Raw genomic sequence first — 17137 nt, 5'->3', positions numbered from 1 at the left:
AATGAAAAATTTAAGATCCTTGTCATTTGCAGTTCTTGGCTTTGCAGCAACTGCAGTAATTGGCTGCAGCGCGCCTAAAGAAGAAGCTGCAACTGCAGATTCAACAGCAGTAGCTGAAGTTGCTCCTGCTCCGGTAGAAGCACCAAAGACCGTAGTAGACATCGCGGTTGGTTCTGCTGATCACAGCACTTTGGTAACTGCGGTTACTGCTGCTGGATTGGTTGAAACTCTTAGTGGCACCGGTCCATTCACCATTTTTGCTCCAACGAATGCTGCTTTCGCAGCACTTCCTGCTGGAACTGTAGAGACTCTACTTAAGCCAGAGAGCAAAGACAAATTGACTTCTATCCTTACTTACCACGTAGTTGCAGGTAATGTACTTGCTGCTGACCTTCAGGATGGACAGAAAGTAACAACTTTGAACGGTCAGGAATTGACCGTAGCGATCAAGGATGGTGTAGTAACTATCAATGGCGCTAAAGTAACTGCAGCTGATCTAGCTGGTAGCAACGGTGTCATCCATGTAGTGGATGCTGTATTGTTGCCTAAGTAATTTTCGGATTAGTTAAGCGTTAAAAGCCGGTCTATCGACCGGCTTTTTTTATGGGGCAGAGCCAAATGAACCTACTCTTCTTTGGGATTGCATCATTGATGAATTGGGTCGTACCATTATAGAATAAGGCTTAAAAGTCTTTTAGTTGAGTTACCCAATAAATTTTTTCAGTATTTCAAATCTATTAGATTCACAATCAGAAGTTTTTGATGTAGTGTGTACCTAGAATGGTTAAACTGGTAATATCAGCTTACGGCAATTGCAATACCACCCGATAAGCCTGCAAATTTCCCGAATAAAACCCTTCAGCACTCCCCCAAAGGTAAAGCTGAAAAGTCCGGTGAAGCCATTTTCCCCAACGTTCTTCAATTTGCTGCCTGTTGGCATCAAGCCGCTTTGCCCATTCACGGCAGGTGAGAAAATAATTGTACCTGTCATCCCATACCCCCTTTAGCAGAAATGGTGACTTAGCTACTTCAGCCAAATAATCGTGCAATACCATCAGATGACCATTGCCCTCAAATACATACTTATTCATAAAAGTACCATGGGAATTCCTGGTGCGGTCTGCGCTGGCATCCAGATACAAATAGCCCCCAGGCTTAAGTAATTTCTGGTATTGCTTCAGGGAACCCGCATAATCAGGCAAGTGCTCAGTCACCCCGCAATTGACAATGGCATCGTACTGAATTCCCGGATTGTGCTGAAGAAAATGTTCCAAAATTATCTTGCAAGGCAACTGTTGATCGTCAATGATCTGTTGAACAAAGGCTTTGGATCGCTCTGAAATAGTTAAAGAGGTAACATGTATTCCCCGCTGTCCGGCGTATTCGACAAAGGAACCCCATCCCCCTCCTATTTCCAGAATTCTGTCTCCCGGCTTGGCATGGACGGCATCTAATGCAAACTGAAATTTTCTCGACTCAGCCTCTTCAAGTGGCTCGTCATCTGAGGAAAAAATTGCCTGGGAATACGCACGGTGTCTATTGTCCAAAAACAGGAGAAAAAAATCCTCCTCAATGTCGTAATGCTGAGCGATCCACTTTTTATCACTTTTAACCTGCCCAAAAAGAAAAGGCTGGATAAATCTCCAGGCAAAATTCATCAGTTTATTATCTGAAAAGAGATTTCGGAGAGCAAGCGCATCCATGATCTTGCCTTCTACATCGATATCCCCTTGGAGATAACCACGGGCAATAGTTTCTTGGTCCAGGGTACTCAACTGGGAAACTGCCTGTTCGGAATTAAGTCTAAGTGAAAAAACCGGAAAGCCTTCGCCAAAAATCCGGGAATTTCCTTCTGGTCCAACAAGTGAAAAGGGCGGAAACTGAATGGCACCAGAGGTTTTTCTGATGTTTTTTTCCAATAAATCACAAAGTCGATTGAACTTACTCATAGTGAATCAGATAAAAATGAATGGTCTTAAAAATGGGGTTAACACATAATTGAACCCCTTGTGAAAAAGTTATGGATTTTTGAAATCCCGGCAAAAATTCAATTGCGAAAAAATGTAGCTAAAAGATCGTTAATCCTCCAAGCTACCGAAGAAAGATCCATTGAAGGATAAAAAGAAGAGCATCAATGTCATTTTCCTGAAGAAAAAGCCCGACCTAAAAAGCCCTCTTCTAATCTTGAGTATCCCGATTTTTATTCTCAAATTCTACCAACTCTTACTCACTATGAAATCCAGCTTTATCAGCAAAAAGCCCATCCCCAAAGGAGAAAGCATCCAAGGCTCCGAGATCCGCGCGGGTATTTTTGAATTGATCCACACCGATCACCCTGGCTTCTCAGTGGACAGCTATATTTCCCTGGATGAACTCAATCTTTACCGCCGGCTGTATCTTTCTCACCTCATGGAATTGGAACGCGGGGAACTTGCCCTGCTTGACCGGGAAGTGATGAAGGCAATCCGGGAAAATTCCGTGCTATCAGAGAAAATCGAAGAAAGTACCGAAACTGAGCTTACCCTAGGCGAACGAATGGCAGATCGAATTGCTTCTTTTGGGGGAAGCTGGACTTTTATCATTGCTTTCTTTTCCTTCTTATTGGGGTGGATTTTTATCAATGGGTTCCTTCTGGTGACAAAACCTTTTGATCCATTTCCTTTTATTCTGCTCAATCTCATGCTGTCATGCCTCGCTGCCATTCAGGCCCCCATCATCATGATGAGCCAAAACCGGCAGGAAGCTAAAGACCGGCAGCGGGCTGAACACGATTATAAAATCAACCTGAAAGCTGAATTGGAAATTAAGCTACTCGGCGAAAAAATTGACCATTTGCTTGTCCACCAAAACAAAAAACTGCTTGAAATCCAGGAAGTACAAGTGGACTATCTGGAAGATTTATTGAAGAAGATTAAGGAGAAAAGAGAGTAAAATATGATGGTTAAGAACCTGTGATCCGTGGATTTCAAGTTCATTCTATTTTATTCAGATGTTTCGGTGCTTCTTAAAAAACCAAACTTTGAGTATGTCACCTGTAAGTACATAGGCTAAAAGAATCAATCCTATGGCCGCTAGATTGGTAAAAGGTAGCGGTGCCAAGCCAATCCGTTCCGCGAAGGGAAGATATGGCAGTCCCAAGGTCACCGTAAGTGCAAAAATGCTGAAAGCCATCAGGTAGCCACTGGGTTTGAATTGGTAAAACTTTCTGTGGGTACGGATGATAAAAAGGATGAAAAGCTCAGAAATTATTGACTCAATAAACCATCCGGTCTGGAACTCGGATTCACTCGATTTCAGCAAAAAGAAAAGCGTAAAAAAGCTGATTATATCAAACGCGGCACTGTGAAACCCAAAAATCAGCATGTACTTTCGAATCACTTTGAGGTCCCATTTTCCGGGTTTTTTGAGCTGTTCTTCTTCTACCGAATCGGAAGCAATCGTGATAAAAGGAAAATCTGAAAGTAAATTGGTAAGCAGGATTTGCTTGGGAAGCATGGGAAGAAACGGCAAGATCAACGAAGCACCGGCGACGCTGAACATATTTCCAAAAGTAGACCCAGTACTGATGTAAAGATACTTTAGCGTATTGGCAAAAGTCTTCCTCCCCTCTTTGATTCCATCCACCAAAACCAGGATGTTCTTTTCGGTCAAAACGAAATCAGCGGCCTCACGGGCTACATCGACTGCATTTTCAACGGAAATTCCCACATCGGCTGCATTGATGGCAGAAACGTCATTGATTCCATCTCCCATATAGGCGACCGTAAAGCTGTGCTTGAGTGCAAGAATGATCCGCTCTTTTTGCTGAGGTTCAACTTCCGAAAAAACATGCGTATTCCGAACCAACTGCTTCAGGGCCTCAGGATTGATGCTCATCAGGTCCTTGCCGGTCAAGACCATCGGATTTTCGATCCCGATGCTTTGCGAAATGGCAAGTGCCACATTTCTATTGTCACCTGTGATGATTTTCAGTCCAACTTTTAGCTTTTTCAACTCTCCTATCGTCTCGACGATTCCTTTCTTCACGGGATCCTGAAGTAAAATGAACCCTGCAAAGATCATTTCCACCTCCAGCTCCTTTGAGACCATCGTCGCGTTTAGGTTTTTGTAACAAATCGCAATCACCCGAGCTCCCAGCTTTCCATACTCCTCAAATCTGTTTTCAATTTCAGGGATAAAAGGACTCAGTCCAGCGATTTTACCATCCGGGAGACGGATCTGCGTACAAATACTAAGTATCTGTGAAAAAGCCCCTTTGCTGATCAGCATCAAATCTACCTCTGTCCGAACGCCAATGCTCAATCGCTTCCGGATAAAATCATAGGGAACCTCACCGATTTTCTCAGGAATCTTTTTTGACTCGACTAGGAGGAGTTTTAAGGCTTCATCGATGGGATTGGAATAACCGGACTCTAAGCTCGCATTCCAATAGGCCAACTGCTTCACCAATTCACTTTCCTGTCCAAACGGATCTTTCAAACCTGAAACCCGAATAGTTCCCTCCGTGATCGTCCCGGTTTTATCGGTACAAAGCAGGTTGATTTCGCCAAGGTTTTGGATCGCGGAAAGCTTCTTTACAATCACTTTCTTTTGGAGCAGGCGATTGGCTCCCTGACTCATGGCGATGGAGGATATGGCTGGTAAAAGTTCGGGGGCCATACCAACAGCCAAAGCCAATGCAAACAATGCTGAATCAATTATCCCTTTGCCATTGAGCAGGTTTACGATCAAAATAAAAATGGACAAGACCAGTGTGATCTTCGTGAGAAAATAGCCAAAATCTTTCAGTCCTTTCTCAAAACTGGTCTCAGTGACCGTCGTAGCACTCCTGGCAATCGCTCCAAACAAGGTGTCCTCCCCTGTTTGAATTACCAAGGCCTTTCCTGTACCACTCACGATGTTGGTACCTTCCCAAAGGCAATTGGTCCTTTTTACCAAATCGGCCTGTTCATCAACGAGTCCAGCAGATTTTCTCACTGGAAAAGATTCCCCCGTCAGGCTGGATTCATTGGCATGAAGTTCATCCGCTTCAAAAAGGAGACAATCCGCAGGAATTAGGTCTCCAGCATTGAAAAGTATCACATCACCAGGTACAATCATCCCTGCCGGAATATCCTGAGGGGATCCATTTCTCAGCACAGTGCTTTTGATAGAAAGCATGGATTTTAGCTTTTCCACTACTCGCCCTGCATTTCTTTCCTGAAAAAAACTGAGGAAGCCCGAGGACAACACAATAGTCAGAATTATCAATACATCGGACGTCTCCCCGACGAATGCTGAGATAAAAATTGCTCCAATCATCAAGAGCATGATTGGGCTTTTAAACTGCCGGATAAAAAGGACAAAATCCTGCCTTAATCTGGAATACGTTCTTGGTTGGATTCCCTGTTTTTTTAAAATCTTTTCAACTTCCTGTTGAGACAAACCCATTTCAGAGCTACCGGTTTGCTGAAACCAATAAGCCGCATCATACTTCCAGAAATCAGGTGCTGGTCCGACTCTCATTCGGAATACTATTTTTTCAGCTTCATTTTAAGTAAGTACATAAGGACTAACCTGCAATTGAAACTCCGATCCATTTACCGATTCCAAAGGTGATTGCTGCCGCAGCCAGGCCAAAAAGCACCTGACGAAATCCGGAAAACCAAATGGACTTCCCGGTGAATAGGGTAATGGCCGAACCAATTCCAAAAAGTCCGATCGCACTGAACAGGGCACTCACCAAAACGGCCTTGAGTCCTCCCAGAAACATAAATGGAATCACCGGAATGATCGCCCCCACTCCAAACAATACAAAAGAAGTGATGGCCGCTTCCATTGCCGACCCTTGCAAATCCTCCGTGTTGATTCCCAGCTCTTCCTTGACCAAAATCTCATGTGCGTGGTCTTTGTTGCTAATCACATTTTTAGCCATTTCAATCGCCTGAGCTTCAGGAACTCCTTTGGAAAGGTAAATGAGAGCCAGCTCCTTTTCTTCCCCTTCGGGATTGGCTTGCAACTCTTCCATTTCCAGGCTCATTTGATTTTCATAAAGTTCCTGAGAACTCTTCACTGAGATCCATTCGCCCAAAGCCATCGATAAGGCTCCCGCCAAAAGGCCTGCAAGTCCAGTCAGCAGTACCGTTTCCTGCCCACTCGTGGCACCGGCGATTCCCATTACCAAACTGAAGTTGGACACCAGGCCGTCATTTCCGCCTAGGACCGCCGCCCGAAGCGCATTTCCTCCCACTGAGCGATGCCGCTTTTCAAATCGAGCCAGATTGGATCCTGAGACCGTTTTTGAAGTGTTTAGGATGTTTTTCAGGATTGTAACATGGGCAGTGTCAGAGATGGAAGAAGTGGAATTGGATTTCTTCCTTGCCCCTGCGATGGCCGTGGAGATACTTTTCTCGGTGTCCAATAAGACTCCAAGCACATAGTCATAGCCGAAGATTTTGCCGATGAAGGCCAAAGTCTTAGCTCTTCCAGATGGTCCTGGCAACTGCGCCAAATCGAGGTTGAATTTTTTCGCAAAAGCCAAGGCATGGGTATGCTCGATCTCACTCATTTGACGGAAAACCGCGGCTACATTTTTGTCTTCCTCATGATCCGCCAAAAGTTGGTAGAGGTACCCGGCGTCAATTTCGGTTTGAATGTTTTTCAGGTTCATAGCTTATCCATTTTGGGGATTAGAGTCTTCGAGATGAAGTATATGAAGCAAACGGTGTATGATCGGAGTAAAAAAGACTGCTGAAATACTCAAAAAAGCCACTCCACTGTAAAGTGCATAGAAAGAAGAAAACAACTTAGCATTATCAGTGGTCATGTCTGCTACTGGGCCCATTCCCGTAAGGATCATAGAGGACATGTATAAGCTGTCCAGCCAGGATAGATTTGCAATAAAATGGTAACCCATCGTTCCAAAACCCACGGAAAATGCAACCAAAGAAAAAGCAAACAAGGCAAACCGACCCAATCGTATTAGAAACAACGGGAGTGCTAACACTTTTTGGTTTTTGTGTTCCAGGACCTTTCGGGAAGGAATCTTAGGGTGATTCATACAGTAGATTGGATAGAAAAAAACTTAGTCTAAGTTAACCTTTATTCCTAAGTGCCCATGACTATGTTTTTATCCCATTGCTAATTTCAAGCGATGAGGAAATAAAAAAAGGAAAGCCACAGACCTCCCTTTTCTACCCCTATCAATTCAATTCCTATTTCTTAACCAAGGTAATCTTACCAGTCACATCGATGGTCTCGGCAATTTTGGTCACTACCAGAGAAGGAACCTCAATCTTATAGTCTTCCGTCCTCACCTGAAACTTGAAGTCCAACTTCAGTTCGCTTCCTGATGAAACAAGGGTACCCTTTACAGATACAGGTTTAGTCACTCCATGGATAGTCAGACTTCCTTCCGCAGTCACCGAATAAGTGCCTGATACGGTAAGGTCCACCGCTTCTTTGATTTTTCCTTTAAAGCTGGCGGTGGGGTACTTTTCGCTTTCCAGGTAATTTTCATTGAAGTGTTCCTGCATCAACTTATTTGGAAAGTCAAAATCAGTGATTTTCATCTGTACGGCCAGTTCCCGGGATGTCGCATTGATGATACATCCGGTCTTTTTGTTTACCGCTTCGATGGTTTCAAGAGGAGTGTCCGAATAAAATGAGACCTCTCCCGTGGAGGTGCCGTACAGCGTTTGTCCTTGGGAATAACCAATTTGTACAAGGAACAGAAGGGCGATTAATTTTAAGTTGGCTGTCATTTGTCTTTGTGTTTGGCGCCTTTGTCAAAGCTGAATGTCCTGGCAATGTTGAATCCGTAGTAAATGTCTCCATCCTCCCAGGAACCTACCGTTTGCCCGATGAAATGCTTTTCGATCATTCCTCGGGAATTGGTAAAGTGCAGCTGAAAGACGTGACCACCGGTTTCGATATCCACTCCTATTGAGATGGCATCGTGGTAGGGATAGGCTTTTCCGGTACTTGCCTCATAGGCTCCAGGATCTGAAAAAGCATGGTAATATTCTCCTGAAAGTGTAAATCGCTTGGTCAGTTTATACCTACCACCAAACCCTAACGCCCAAAGGTCATTGGGAATGGACGGATGCTCAACCTTGTTGTAATGGAGGAAAGTCGGCATGACCTGGAGGGAAAGTTTCTCATTGAATTTGCGTGCAATTAATGCCTGTCCCCAGTAGGAATAGCGCTCCAGGTTATCATTGAAGCGCATTTCGGCACCGGATTCCATCACATAGCCGGTCTCCATGGTATTGATCGCCCAACCAGCAAGACCGGTAACGGTGACCGGAAATTTATTGGACTGCCTGAGCACCTTGTACTTGGTGTATAGGTCATAGGTCTTTTCCAATGAACTTCGACCTGCTCCAATCAACCAATTGTCCGTCAGACCATATTCCAAGCCCAGTCGGATTTTTGCTTCATCCAATCCAAAGAAATTGGCAATAAATCCACTGTTGACTGCCCCAAATCGGTGGGAAATCCAAAAGTTGAGGTGGTTTTTGGAAACGGTTTCGATGGTCTGCCCATTGATGAGCCGGGAAGCTTTAAAGGTTGCAAGCGTGTAGGTCGTCTCCTTGGACTGTTCATCTTCCAGCATTTTAAGCAAGTCATCCTGGGCCTTTGCTTCCGGTACCCAACACATCGCAATCAAGGCTGAAAGTGCCAAGGCAATTAAAACCTTTTGTAGGAAGGAATTCATGATTATAAGAAAACAGTCAAGGTGGTTCCGCTGAATTGAGTACGATAAGTTTTCAGCCCTTTGGATCCAGTGGAGTTTAGCCCTTTCCCAGCCGTATCAAATCTTGCCCCGTGTTCCGGGCAATAAAACTCGTTAGTCCGGTAATAAACTTTCTTTTTTCCCTCATGGGAACAAACTTGGGTCACTGCTGCAAATGCAGAAGTGGACACTCTGGCGACAACAATGCTGTTTACGATCACATAATTGCCCACCGTATTCAACTTGGAATAGGTGGGACTTGTAAGATCAAGGACTATTTCGTTGGTATTCGCCGGAGGGTTGGTTCCTCCTGAGGTAGGAGGAGGCAAAGTTGGATCCATGCTTTCATTGACACAGCTGCTCAACCCGGAAGCAGCACAATACACTGCAAAGAGTGAAGCTCCCTTCAAACCAAGGGATTTCAGGAACTCCATGCGGTTCATTTTCTCATTCATAAACTTGACTTTTAGGGTGTTAAGTAAATTTAGCGGTACATTCCTTCAGGCTTTCTTAGGGTATTCTTAAGATTGGCTTAAAGAAAACAGAATGGAATCCTTCCTAGCCGTTAGTCTCATCTATCGGGACTTTTGTAATCGAAAAAGTTGAATTTGTTTATTCTTTTTTTGAAAATAACACTTGCCTGACTTCAGGACTTTTAAGCTGCTATCTATAGATAAATTCAAAAAAATACCCCCGGAAGAATCCCCCGGGGCTATCCCAAAACTTATCAATAAAACCTTAATCAAAATGAAAATTGGTATTGCAGAACCAGCATTCCTTTTCGTGGATCTGGTTCATTTTTGACCAACTTTTCAGTATCACCCTTAGCCAAAACCGGACGGCTTTGGTAATCCAAAGAAAGCTTTGATCGGTGACCAGCCTGCAGCCAATTGACCCCGATGTCGTAAATGGTAATCGGTTTTTCAATCCGATCATAATCCGACACGATGAGCTGCCCATAGGGTTGAAGGGTGCCTAATTTGCCCAAGAGGTCCTTTTTCATCAGATATCCCACTTGGGTGTAGTAAACCTGTCCAGTGCCGATGAGGGGAGCATTGTTTCCAGGACCGTTGAACGATCCTTGTGCGTTTACTCCATTGGCAGGATTCATAGCTCCGGCATTTCTCAGGTAGTTGGGCCCAAAATCGTAATCGATTAGGGCAGCATAAGCTGTGATGGCAGTTCCTTTTTCTTTGTTCAGTGGTGCATCGTAAAAGACATCCACCCCAAACTGCTTACTGGCTTGCTGAATTACCTGACCTCCCTCCGATTCCCGATACTCCATCGCATGGTCTTGGGTGGAAAATCCTCCTCCAATATTGAAGACCCTCTTCTTGCCCAGATAAGTCCCGATCATGTAGGGGATTTGATTGGCCTCCTTGTCCAAAAACTGCCAGAAGAAATACCCTTGATAATTGATGGCGGGTGCTGCTGTGCTGTAATAGGCAATATTGGAAACATTTTCAGGCAAGGTCGGAACGGCGTTTAGGGCAGTTTGAATCGGGAAAGGATTCGACACCGAAACCCGATAATCCAAAGAACCTAGCTGACCTTTTGCATAGACGCCCAGTTTTCGAACAAACTGATCGGTGATATCATTGGTAGCTTCTTCGATGTAAGGCAAATCCAATCCCAGGATGGTTCCTACCGAAGAGGAAGAGTAGCGGACTGTACCATTCCATCCATGCAAGCCGGCACCCAAACTGAGTTTGGACTTGACCACCGCATATTCTGCGGTCACGTCATGCAGGAAAAGTCCGGGTTTACGGCCTGAAAGGGACCCAAAGCTATTAATCCCAAATTGGGTGTATATAAAAACCTGGTCGGTAATCTGCCCCATCACCTGATAGCGCACCCGGCGGAGTCCCACATCAAACGCATTGTCTTTGGCAGTCCCATAAATGGTAGATCCGGGGTTCATATCTGTATATCTTACCCAGATTTGACCTAATCCGGTTCCTTTGACCCAATGGGTCTGTTCTGAATTCAGAAATAATTTGACTTCCTTGTCCGTCTGGGCTTTGGCAGTGATGATAATTGCCATGATCAGTAAACCCGCTAACAGAAGTATTTGGATTATTTTTTTCACGGTATCTTGATTAAAGTTGAAAATAAGACTCCTGGGTACCGTGAATACGGTACCCGAAGTCGGGTTAAACCAGGTTTGAGGTTTAATTAGGAGATTGGAAAAGCAGGGCAGTATGGCCCCCACTTTCTTAAAAGCGGGGGATTGAGTGCTGATTTCGCGAAGTTGTTGTTCAGTCTTTTCCGAAATCTATCCATCTGATTGGATCAGGATTGGGCCAGTTTTCGAGCAGCCAGCTTATGATCGGAAACCGGCTTATGGTTTTCCAAGCCTATGATTCGGACGTGTCCCCCATTTTCCTCATACTCATGCTGAAAATGGTGCAGATTTTCCATTACCGAGTGATCGACCAGTTTGGTGTTTTTCAAATCAATGGTCACATTGAATCCTGCAGGAATTTCTTCCAGTTTGCGTTTGATTCCCAAAAAGTTGGAGAAAATGGCCGCCTTGTCGATTTCCACGAGGTATTCATTTTTGTCAAAAGACACCACAGTTGGAGCCTTGAAGAATGAACTGATCGGCGTACCATGAATCACATGAAGAATCATTTTCAGGATAATTCCTGCAGCAATACCAATCAACAAATCCTCGAAAATGGTAAAAACAATAGTCACCAGGAAGATAGCCAACTGTTCTTTTCCAATTTTGAAGGTGTTGACAAATTCCTTTGGATGGGCAAGTTTGATCCCTACGGTGATCAGCATAGCAGCTAAAGCCGAGTTTGGAATCATTTCAATCACTGGCGTTGCTACCAAAACAAACGCAAGGATGAAAAATCCATGAAAGAAGTTGGCCCATCTGGTTTTAGCACCATTATTAACGTTTGCTGAACTACGAGCTACCTCAGAAATCATCGGCAAACCACCTAAGAGCGCACTTACGGTATTACCAACACCCACTGCGATCAAGTCTTTGTCATTGTTTGATTTACGTTTGAAGGGATCAGCCATATCGATCGCCTTTACGGTCAGTAATGACTCCAAAGTACCCACCAAGGCAAACATGATCACATATTTTATGAAGATTCCAGTCATGGCTATCCCTGAGAAATCTGCGTTATACTTCACATTTTCCACCAAGTTTCCGATATGTAGTAAAGCATAGGGAGGCTCTGTATGCTCAAAATCCATTGCCAGTTCAGAAGGAATCGCTACGATTAGGACCATCAATGGAGCTGGGATTTTACCCAATTTAAAATCCTTCAAATACGGCCAACCCAACATAATGGCCAAGCTATATACCCCTATGAGTGTGGCACGCGGATCGAAATTGGCAATAAAATCAGGAATTGAAGTAATCATTCCCACTATACTCATCCCCTTGTACATTTCAGGATTTACATCCAACAAAACAGGAATCTGTTTGGCAATGATGATAATCCCGATGGCTGCCAGCATCCCATGGATAGCTGAAAGTGGGAAAATATCAGCCAATTTACCCAGCTTAAGTACCCCAAATAGAACCTGTACCAAGCCTGCGACCACCATGGCGCCCAAGGCAAGTTTCCATCCGGTCTCCCCACCTCCAAAGTCTGCTACGGATCCGGCGACCACTACGATCAAACCCGCAGCAGGTCCCTTGATCGTCAACCTTGAACCTGAAATCAAACTGACTAGAATACCTCCAATAATGGCAGTAACCAAACCCATAATGGGAGGGAAATCAGATGCTTTGGCAATTCCCAAACTCAGGGGCAAGGCCAACAGAAATACCACAAACCCAGCACTCGCATCAGAACCGAAATTCTCAATCAGGCCTTTCCAGCCGTCACTAGGTGGTTGAAGTTTTGTTTCTTTTTTCATGATTATAATTTTTTTGAGGAATTACCCCCTTGATAGATCAAATGGAATTTTTGAAAGTTGATTTTTTGAAAACCTCGGAATAGGTTCCGTTTAGGTTGAATCGGGCGGAAAGGGAATCACCGAGCGTTACTTCCGGTTCCTGACGTTTATTCCCAAGGAATAATCTGGAGAAAATCCTTACTGCTGCGATCCCTTCCATTACAAAGGCCAAAGCAGCAAAGAATGCCAGCACATATTGATCTTCATGGATATGACTGAAGAGCAAATCTTCTCCGATGAATGTTGGGGAAAGTGGAAAACCCATCAAGCCCAAGGTGCTCAGGAGAAATAGAAATCCAAGAAAAGGGAATCGGCGGATGTAGCCATGATACTCAAAGAGACCCGATTGACCGATGTTGTTTTTCATCCAAGAAATCACCACCAATCCTGAGATTCCGAAGAAAATCACCCCGCTGAGATACATGGCAATTTCTTCCCCGGAGAAATTCTCATTTTCAGCAATTGCCAAGACCATCCAGAAATGGTTCATCAATAGCATAGTCCAGCTGAGTCGGGCTGATTTCCGCTCTGTAAAGGACTTCAAAACCATCAACAATGCGATAAAGGCAAACACCAATGGCAACCAGGAATGGATCTGCGGAGGAAGATTGTATCCGATCAGGAGCAAGGTCAAACCTATCAGGTAACTTGGCACGAAATACAGAAGAACTGACTTATAGGTCAGAAAATCCATTTTGTGTCCAAGTGTCTTCAATGGTCGGAACACTACCTGATTGATGAATCGGTCCAGGTTCCACTCCTTTAAACTCCAGACGTAGAATGAGGTAGTCAATCGATTTATGAATCCAGACTTTTGGACTTTGGATTTAGGCACAAATCCGTAAAACTGCTCTCGAATCAAATAGCTTACCACCGAAGGAGATACCAGCAACTGGTATGTTCTCAGGAAAGCATTCCCTGCAAAGTGTATTAAGGCAAGTGCTTCCAATCCTGCAGCAACTTCAATAAACATGATCCCAATCTGGGTCAGCGAGGCATATCCGATTTGAGTTTTGACAGAAGTCTGAACCCTTGCGATCATGGTGGATACAATTGCAGTAACCAAGCCCATCAAACCAATAAGAATTCGAACGAAAAGCTGGTTTTCCCAGAAAGGAAAAGTTCTCATCAGGAGAAACACGCCCAGGTGAACCGAAAGTGAGCCGTAGAAAATGGCAGAGGATGGAGTGGGACCTTCCATTGCCCGAGGCAACCACGAAGAGAAAGGAAACTGTGCGGATTTGGCAGCAGCGGCAAGGAGCAACATCAAGGCAATAAACATTCCTATTCCCGAATGACCCGCCAAATGCTCAGATACCAATTCGGCATTGTTCAACTTCAGGAAAGTAATGTTTTCGTGCCAAAGGTGATGACTCGCCCACATAGCCAGAATCAATCCCACGTCCCCAATCCGATAGATCGAAAAGACCTTGATCGCATTTCGGGTCGGTAGGTAATTCTCCCGATAGAAGGCCACCAATAGGAATGAGGACAAGCCCAAGATTTCCCAGCCTATGAAAAGCGTCTCGAAATTTCCGGCCAAAACGGTGATGTTAAAGCCGAGGTAGAAAAACAAGACCGTGTTGAAAAACCGCTTGTAGCCACTTTCACGATGCAGGTAATATCTGCTGTAAAAGGTAATGAGGAAGGTAAGCATCGCACCGATCACCACAAACACAGCTCCTACCCGATCAAAGAAGAAATCCACCAAAAACTCAAAGTGTTCCGTTTTGTAAAGAACAAATTCCTTGAGATTCAAAGCTTCAAATCCCGCCAATGCCCAAAACACCAAGAACACCAAGACGCTGAGCAAATTCAGTCCAGCAGTGTAAAAGGCCACTCTGGAAAGGATTTTTTCCTGATTTTCAGGAACCAGAATACTTACAATAAAACCGACAAGAGGTATCCCAATCATCAGTTGAATCCATGCTGAGAGTTCCATTAAAGTGAGTCGATTAAGTAAACAGGAAGGTTTTCTTTGGTGCTCATGAGCTTATCCTTGAGGTGATCCAAGTGCTCAATGTGAGATTCTGGTATGTAATTCACGAAGCCTTCGTCCTTAAATCTCAGAAAGGTTTTGGTCGACGGATCAATCACCACAAAATGAACCCAATAATTCTTGATCCATTCGTAGGTGGCAGGATTGGCTCGGATTACATTCATGACCACTTCCGGATATTGTTCCACGATCATAAGAAGCCGGATGGGATCGTGAATTTCAACCATTTGGTAAGGCAGACCGGTTCTCAAGTCCCCGTCAGCCCCATTAGCCACCCCAATCAATCCCATTACATTGTGAGGCAATTTGGTACCAGCTCCGAGTTTGTCAGGGTCCATTCTGGAGAAATAGTATTCCAGATTGATCCCCCCACAGACTGGCGCTGCAGCTCCAAGGATCTTGGCCAAAGCCTTTCCCTCCGGATCTTTACGATAATCATAAGAATTCAAAAATGCCCTACGGTCAAAGAACAAGCCCTTGATGGTGGACTTTCTGGAGACAATACAAAGGGCATTGGTAGCATGATTGTATTCCGGACGGGGTTCAAAAAGGGAGAAAGCTCTCTTTTTCACCGCTTCATGGATTCCTCTTAGCGGCTTGTTCTTTTTCAGCGTATCAAATCTTCTGGATCGCTCCAGCGCATTGAAGTCAAGTGCCTGGCTAAACTTTGGCTTATTTTCCAGATGGAGTGCAAGGTTTTCTGGAGACAGAAGATCCACATCGTAGTATTCGATCTCATCTTTAGTAGTGTCATGCAATCCCCCGAGAAACTGGGTGAATTCAGGAATTTCGATCCCACGAAGTCCCAAGATTTCACGGACTTTTGGATGATTGGCCATAGCTGCTGCCACACGGGCATTTACAGAACCCGGACGACCGCAGCATGCGCCACAATCGTATCCCGCATAATGCGTATTGTTGATACTGGATGCACCATGCCCGATAAGGTAAACCAAAGGAGAAAACTTCTCCAACAATCCGATACTTCTAAGCAAACCCTCTACCCGATCGGCCATTTCCTCCACTTTGAATCCCACCTGAAGGCCACCTTCTTCCAGTCCTTGGTACTCAATGGTAAGTGTACCTTTTGGGTCCATGTGTTTGAAGGAAGACACCTCCAAAGCAGAACTGGAAGGCTTCAGGATATTTCCTACCAGCTTGACAGCCGACCAGAAACCCAAGGTCTGAGCGCTAACCCAACCTCTCAGCAGCGAATGGCTATTTTGGTGGAAATGTGCATCCTTGGCCAGTTTCTTATGGTTAGCTGACTCCTTGATTAGATACTTCGGAGTGACGGGTGCAGGGCAGGATTTGGTATGGAACTTTCCAAATTCGGGCTGAAAATAAAATTCCACATTGAAGAATCCGGGAGTGCCAAAAGTGGCACATTCCGGATCGATATATTCCAAGTGTCTCCGTGTGGAACATTCCCGGTCATCAATACAAAACAGGGCCTGGAAACTTGGGGCATCCGGGGATTTTGGAATACCTCCAACTGATGAAATCCCAGCCAAAACCTCATCGTAATAGCTCCATTCGTAGGCTTCCTGCCAGCATTGAAGCACCAAATCCAGTTCTTCAAATGGACTGTTTTCAAACAATTCATCTGTTTTGTAAGGGAATCTATGACCTATGGGATTCCAGTTTTCCTGAAATTTTTGATCAAGCGCATCGATCTCCAGAAGACATTCAAATTTGATGACATCTTCCAGGCAGATCGATTTGGAATCCAAAAGCGATTCCGGTTGAGATTCCAAAACTGAAACCATGCCCGACCAACCTGGGTGTGCAAACTGCTGATCAAAAAGGTACCAACCGTAGGTATCAGGATTTCCGACCAGGATTTCCAGAAGCATTTCCAGCGTTAATGCAGGATTATACAAAAGATCTAAGGCTCTTTTTCCTTTCAGGATCGAGGAAAAACTTTGAGCCTGAAGCCCTTTTATCGCCTCAAGAAATCCAGTTGCTTCAACTGGGAATGACCAGATGGAAATCCCCTGATCGAGGTATGCCGAAAGGATTCTGAAGAGAAAAGGGTGAACAACTTTATCCAGGTTAAAGTGATAATCAGTCTTCCAATGAGCTCTAAGGGAGCCTACTTTTGAATCCTGCGTTTCCTGGTATTTTTGATCGAGGAGTTTGACTACCCAATGATTTGCTTCTGCTTTTCCAAAGTGATCCTCTAGTACGTTTTTGAGAATGACACCTTTGATCTTACCATCCCGGTAGAGGTTTCGGTAGGATTCCAATGGCAAATAGCCTTTATATCCTACTTGAGTTTTGGCCTGCTTCAGTGCCTGATGAAAAGGCAAATTCTGAAATGCATGCAAAGTATTATGATGGACAAAGTCCTTGAGCGGTGCTTGGGCAGGAAGGAAATGCTTTAATTCATGAAGCGTTTCCTCCACACCAAAAGCATGACGCTTTGTGTGATGTTTCATTTTGATAAGTTCTGAGTGAATGATTTTAAAATGGCTGCAAAGCCCATTTAACCG

The 17137-nt window shown here is 44.5% G+C and carries 13 protein-coding genes; 2 read left to right on the top strand and 11 right to left on the bottom strand.

Going from position 1 to position 17137, the window contains the following annotated elements; genetic code table 11:
• Nucleotide 1: 1 nt before the first annotated feature.
• On the top strand, nt 2-553 hold the full coding sequence (locus tag D0X99_RS13420; protein WP_119478347.1) for a fasciclin domain-containing protein: 552 nt from the start codon (nt 2-4) through the stop codon (nt 551-553).
• Between the two features lie 250 nt (nt 554-803).
• On the opposite strand, the gene D0X99_RS13415 is transcribed toward D0X99_RS13420, so the two are convergent.
• The gene (locus tag D0X99_RS13415) at nt 804-1949 is read right to left on the bottom strand and encodes an SAM-dependent methyltransferase (RefSeq protein WP_119478346.1); all 1146 of its coding nucleotides are present in this window, start codon (nt 1947-1949) and stop codon (nt 804-806) included.
• A 283-nt stretch (nt 1950-2232) separates the two neighbouring features.
• Here D0X99_RS13415 and D0X99_RS13410 point away from each other — a divergent pair, with 283 nt between their 5' ends.
• The gene (locus tag D0X99_RS13410; protein WP_119478345.1) at nt 2233-2931 is read left to right on the top strand and encodes a DUF1003 domain-containing protein; all 699 of its coding nucleotides are present in this window, start codon (nt 2233-2235) and stop codon (nt 2929-2931) included.
• A gap of 54 nt (nt 2932-2985) precedes the next feature.
• Here the strand turns inward: D0X99_RS13410 and mgtA are convergent, their stop codons facing one another.
• The 10 genes from mgtA to D0X99_RS13360 form a co-directional block, all read right to left on the bottom strand.
• On the bottom strand, nt 2986-5505 hold the full coding sequence (mgtA, locus tag D0X99_RS13405) for a magnesium-translocating P-type ATPase (protein ID WP_119478344.1): 2520 nt from the start codon (nt 5503-5505) through the stop codon (nt 2986-2988).
• A gap of 46 nt (nt 5506-5551) precedes the next feature.
• Nucleotides 5552-6649, bottom strand: a complete 1098-nt coding sequence (locus D0X99_RS13400) for a VIT1/CCC1 transporter family protein (RefSeq protein WP_119478343.1) — start codon at nt 6647-6649, stop codon at nt 5552-5554.
• Between the two features lie 3 nt (nt 6650-6652).
• Entirely contained in the window at nt 6653-7039 is a 387-nt protein-coding gene (locus D0X99_RS13395; protein WP_119478342.1) for a hypothetical protein, read from the bottom strand.
• Between the two features lie 154 nt (nt 7040-7193).
• Nucleotides 7194-7742, bottom strand: a complete 549-nt coding sequence (locus D0X99_RS13390; RefSeq protein WP_119478341.1) for a YceI family protein — start codon at nt 7740-7742, stop codon at nt 7194-7196.
• Nucleotides 7739-8698 (bottom strand): DUF5777 family beta-barrel protein, encoded by a 960-nt coding sequence (locus tag D0X99_RS13385; protein ID WP_233553720.1) that lies wholly within the window; start codon nt 8696-8698, stop codon nt 7739-7741. The genes D0X99_RS13390 and D0X99_RS13385 overlap by 4 nt, the downstream gene beginning before the upstream one ends.
• Before the next feature lie 2 nt (nt 8699-8700).
• On the bottom strand, nt 8701-9171 hold the full coding sequence (locus tag D0X99_RS13380; RefSeq protein WP_233553719.1) for a Rieske 2Fe-2S domain-containing protein: 471 nt from the start codon (nt 9169-9171) through the stop codon (nt 8701-8703).
• Between the two features lie 287 nt (nt 9172-9458).
• On the bottom strand, nt 9459-10805 hold the full coding sequence (locus D0X99_RS13375) for a hypothetical protein (RefSeq protein ID WP_119478340.1): 1347 nt from the start codon (nt 10803-10805) through the stop codon (nt 9459-9461).
• 203 nt (nt 10806-11008) lie between these two features.
• Nucleotides 11009-12604, bottom strand: a complete 1596-nt coding sequence (locus tag D0X99_RS13370; RefSeq protein ID WP_119478339.1) for a SulP family inorganic anion transporter — start codon at nt 12602-12604, stop codon at nt 11009-11011.
• Between the two features lie 37 nt (nt 12605-12641).
• Nucleotides 12642-14585, bottom strand: coding sequence for a proton-conducting transporter transmembrane domain-containing protein (locus tag D0X99_RS13365; RefSeq protein WP_119478338.1), 1944 nt, complete (start codon nt 14583-14585; stop codon nt 12642-12644).
• Nucleotides 14585-17083, bottom strand: a complete 2499-nt coding sequence (locus D0X99_RS13360; protein ID WP_119478337.1) for a YbcC family protein — start codon at nt 17081-17083, stop codon at nt 14585-14587. The genes D0X99_RS13365 and D0X99_RS13360 overlap by 1 nt, the downstream gene beginning before the upstream one ends.
• Nucleotides 17084-17137 lie beyond the last annotated feature (54 nt).

Source organism: Algoriphagus lacus (assembly GCF_003583985.1).
In the GTDB taxonomy this organism is placed as follows: Bacteria; Bacteroidota; Bacteroidia; order Cytophagales; family Cyclobacteriaceae; genus Algoriphagus; species Algoriphagus lacus.
This window is presented reverse-complemented; position numbering and strand designations above follow the sequence as displayed.

Excerpts from the sequence above, each read along its gene's own strand:
- D0X99_RS13420 (WP_119478347.1), top strand. The coding sequence starts at position 2 with ATGAAAAATTTAAGATCCTTGTCATTTGCAGTTCTTGGCTTTGCAGCA.
- D0X99_RS13415 (WP_119478346.1), bottom strand. The coding sequence starts at position 1,949 with ATGAGTAAGTTCAATCGACTTTGTGATTTATTGGAAAAAAACATCAGA.
- D0X99_RS13410 (WP_119478345.1), top strand. The coding sequence starts at position 2,233 with ATGAAATCCAGCTTTATCAGCAAAAAGCCCATCCCCAAAGGAGAAAGC.
- mgtA (WP_119478344.1), bottom strand. The coding sequence starts at position 5,505 with ATGAGAGTCGGACCAGCACCTGATTTCTGGAAGTATGATGCGGCTTAT.
- D0X99_RS13400 (WP_119478343.1), bottom strand. The coding sequence starts at position 6,649 with ATGAACCTGAAAAACATTCAAACCGAAATTGACGCCGGGTACCTCTAC.
- D0X99_RS13395 (WP_119478342.1), bottom strand. The coding sequence starts at position 7,039 with ATGAATCACCCTAAGATTCCTTCCCGAAAGGTCCTGGAACACAAAAAC.
- D0X99_RS13390 (WP_119478341.1), bottom strand. The coding sequence starts at position 7,742 with ATGACAGCCAACTTAAAATTAATCGCCCTTCTGTTCCTTGTACAAATT.
- D0X99_RS13385 (WP_233553720.1), bottom strand. The coding sequence starts at position 8,698 with ATGAATTCCTTCCTACAAAAGGTTTTAATTGCCTTGGCACTTTCAGCC.
- D0X99_RS13380 (WP_233553719.1), bottom strand. The coding sequence starts at position 9,171 with ATGAATGAGAAAATGAACCGCATGGAGTTCCTGAAATCCCTTGGTTTG.
- D0X99_RS13370 (WP_119478339.1), bottom strand. The coding sequence starts at position 12,604 with ATGAAAAAAGAAACAAAACTTCAACCACCTAGTGACGGCTGGAAAGGC.
- D0X99_RS13365 (WP_119478338.1), bottom strand. The coding sequence starts at position 14,585 with ATGGAACTCTCAGCATGGATTCAACTGATGATTGGGATACCTCTTGTC.
- D0X99_RS13360 (WP_119478337.1), bottom strand. The coding sequence starts at position 17,083 with ATGAAACATCACACAAAGCGTCATGCTTTTGGTGTGGAGGAAACGCTT.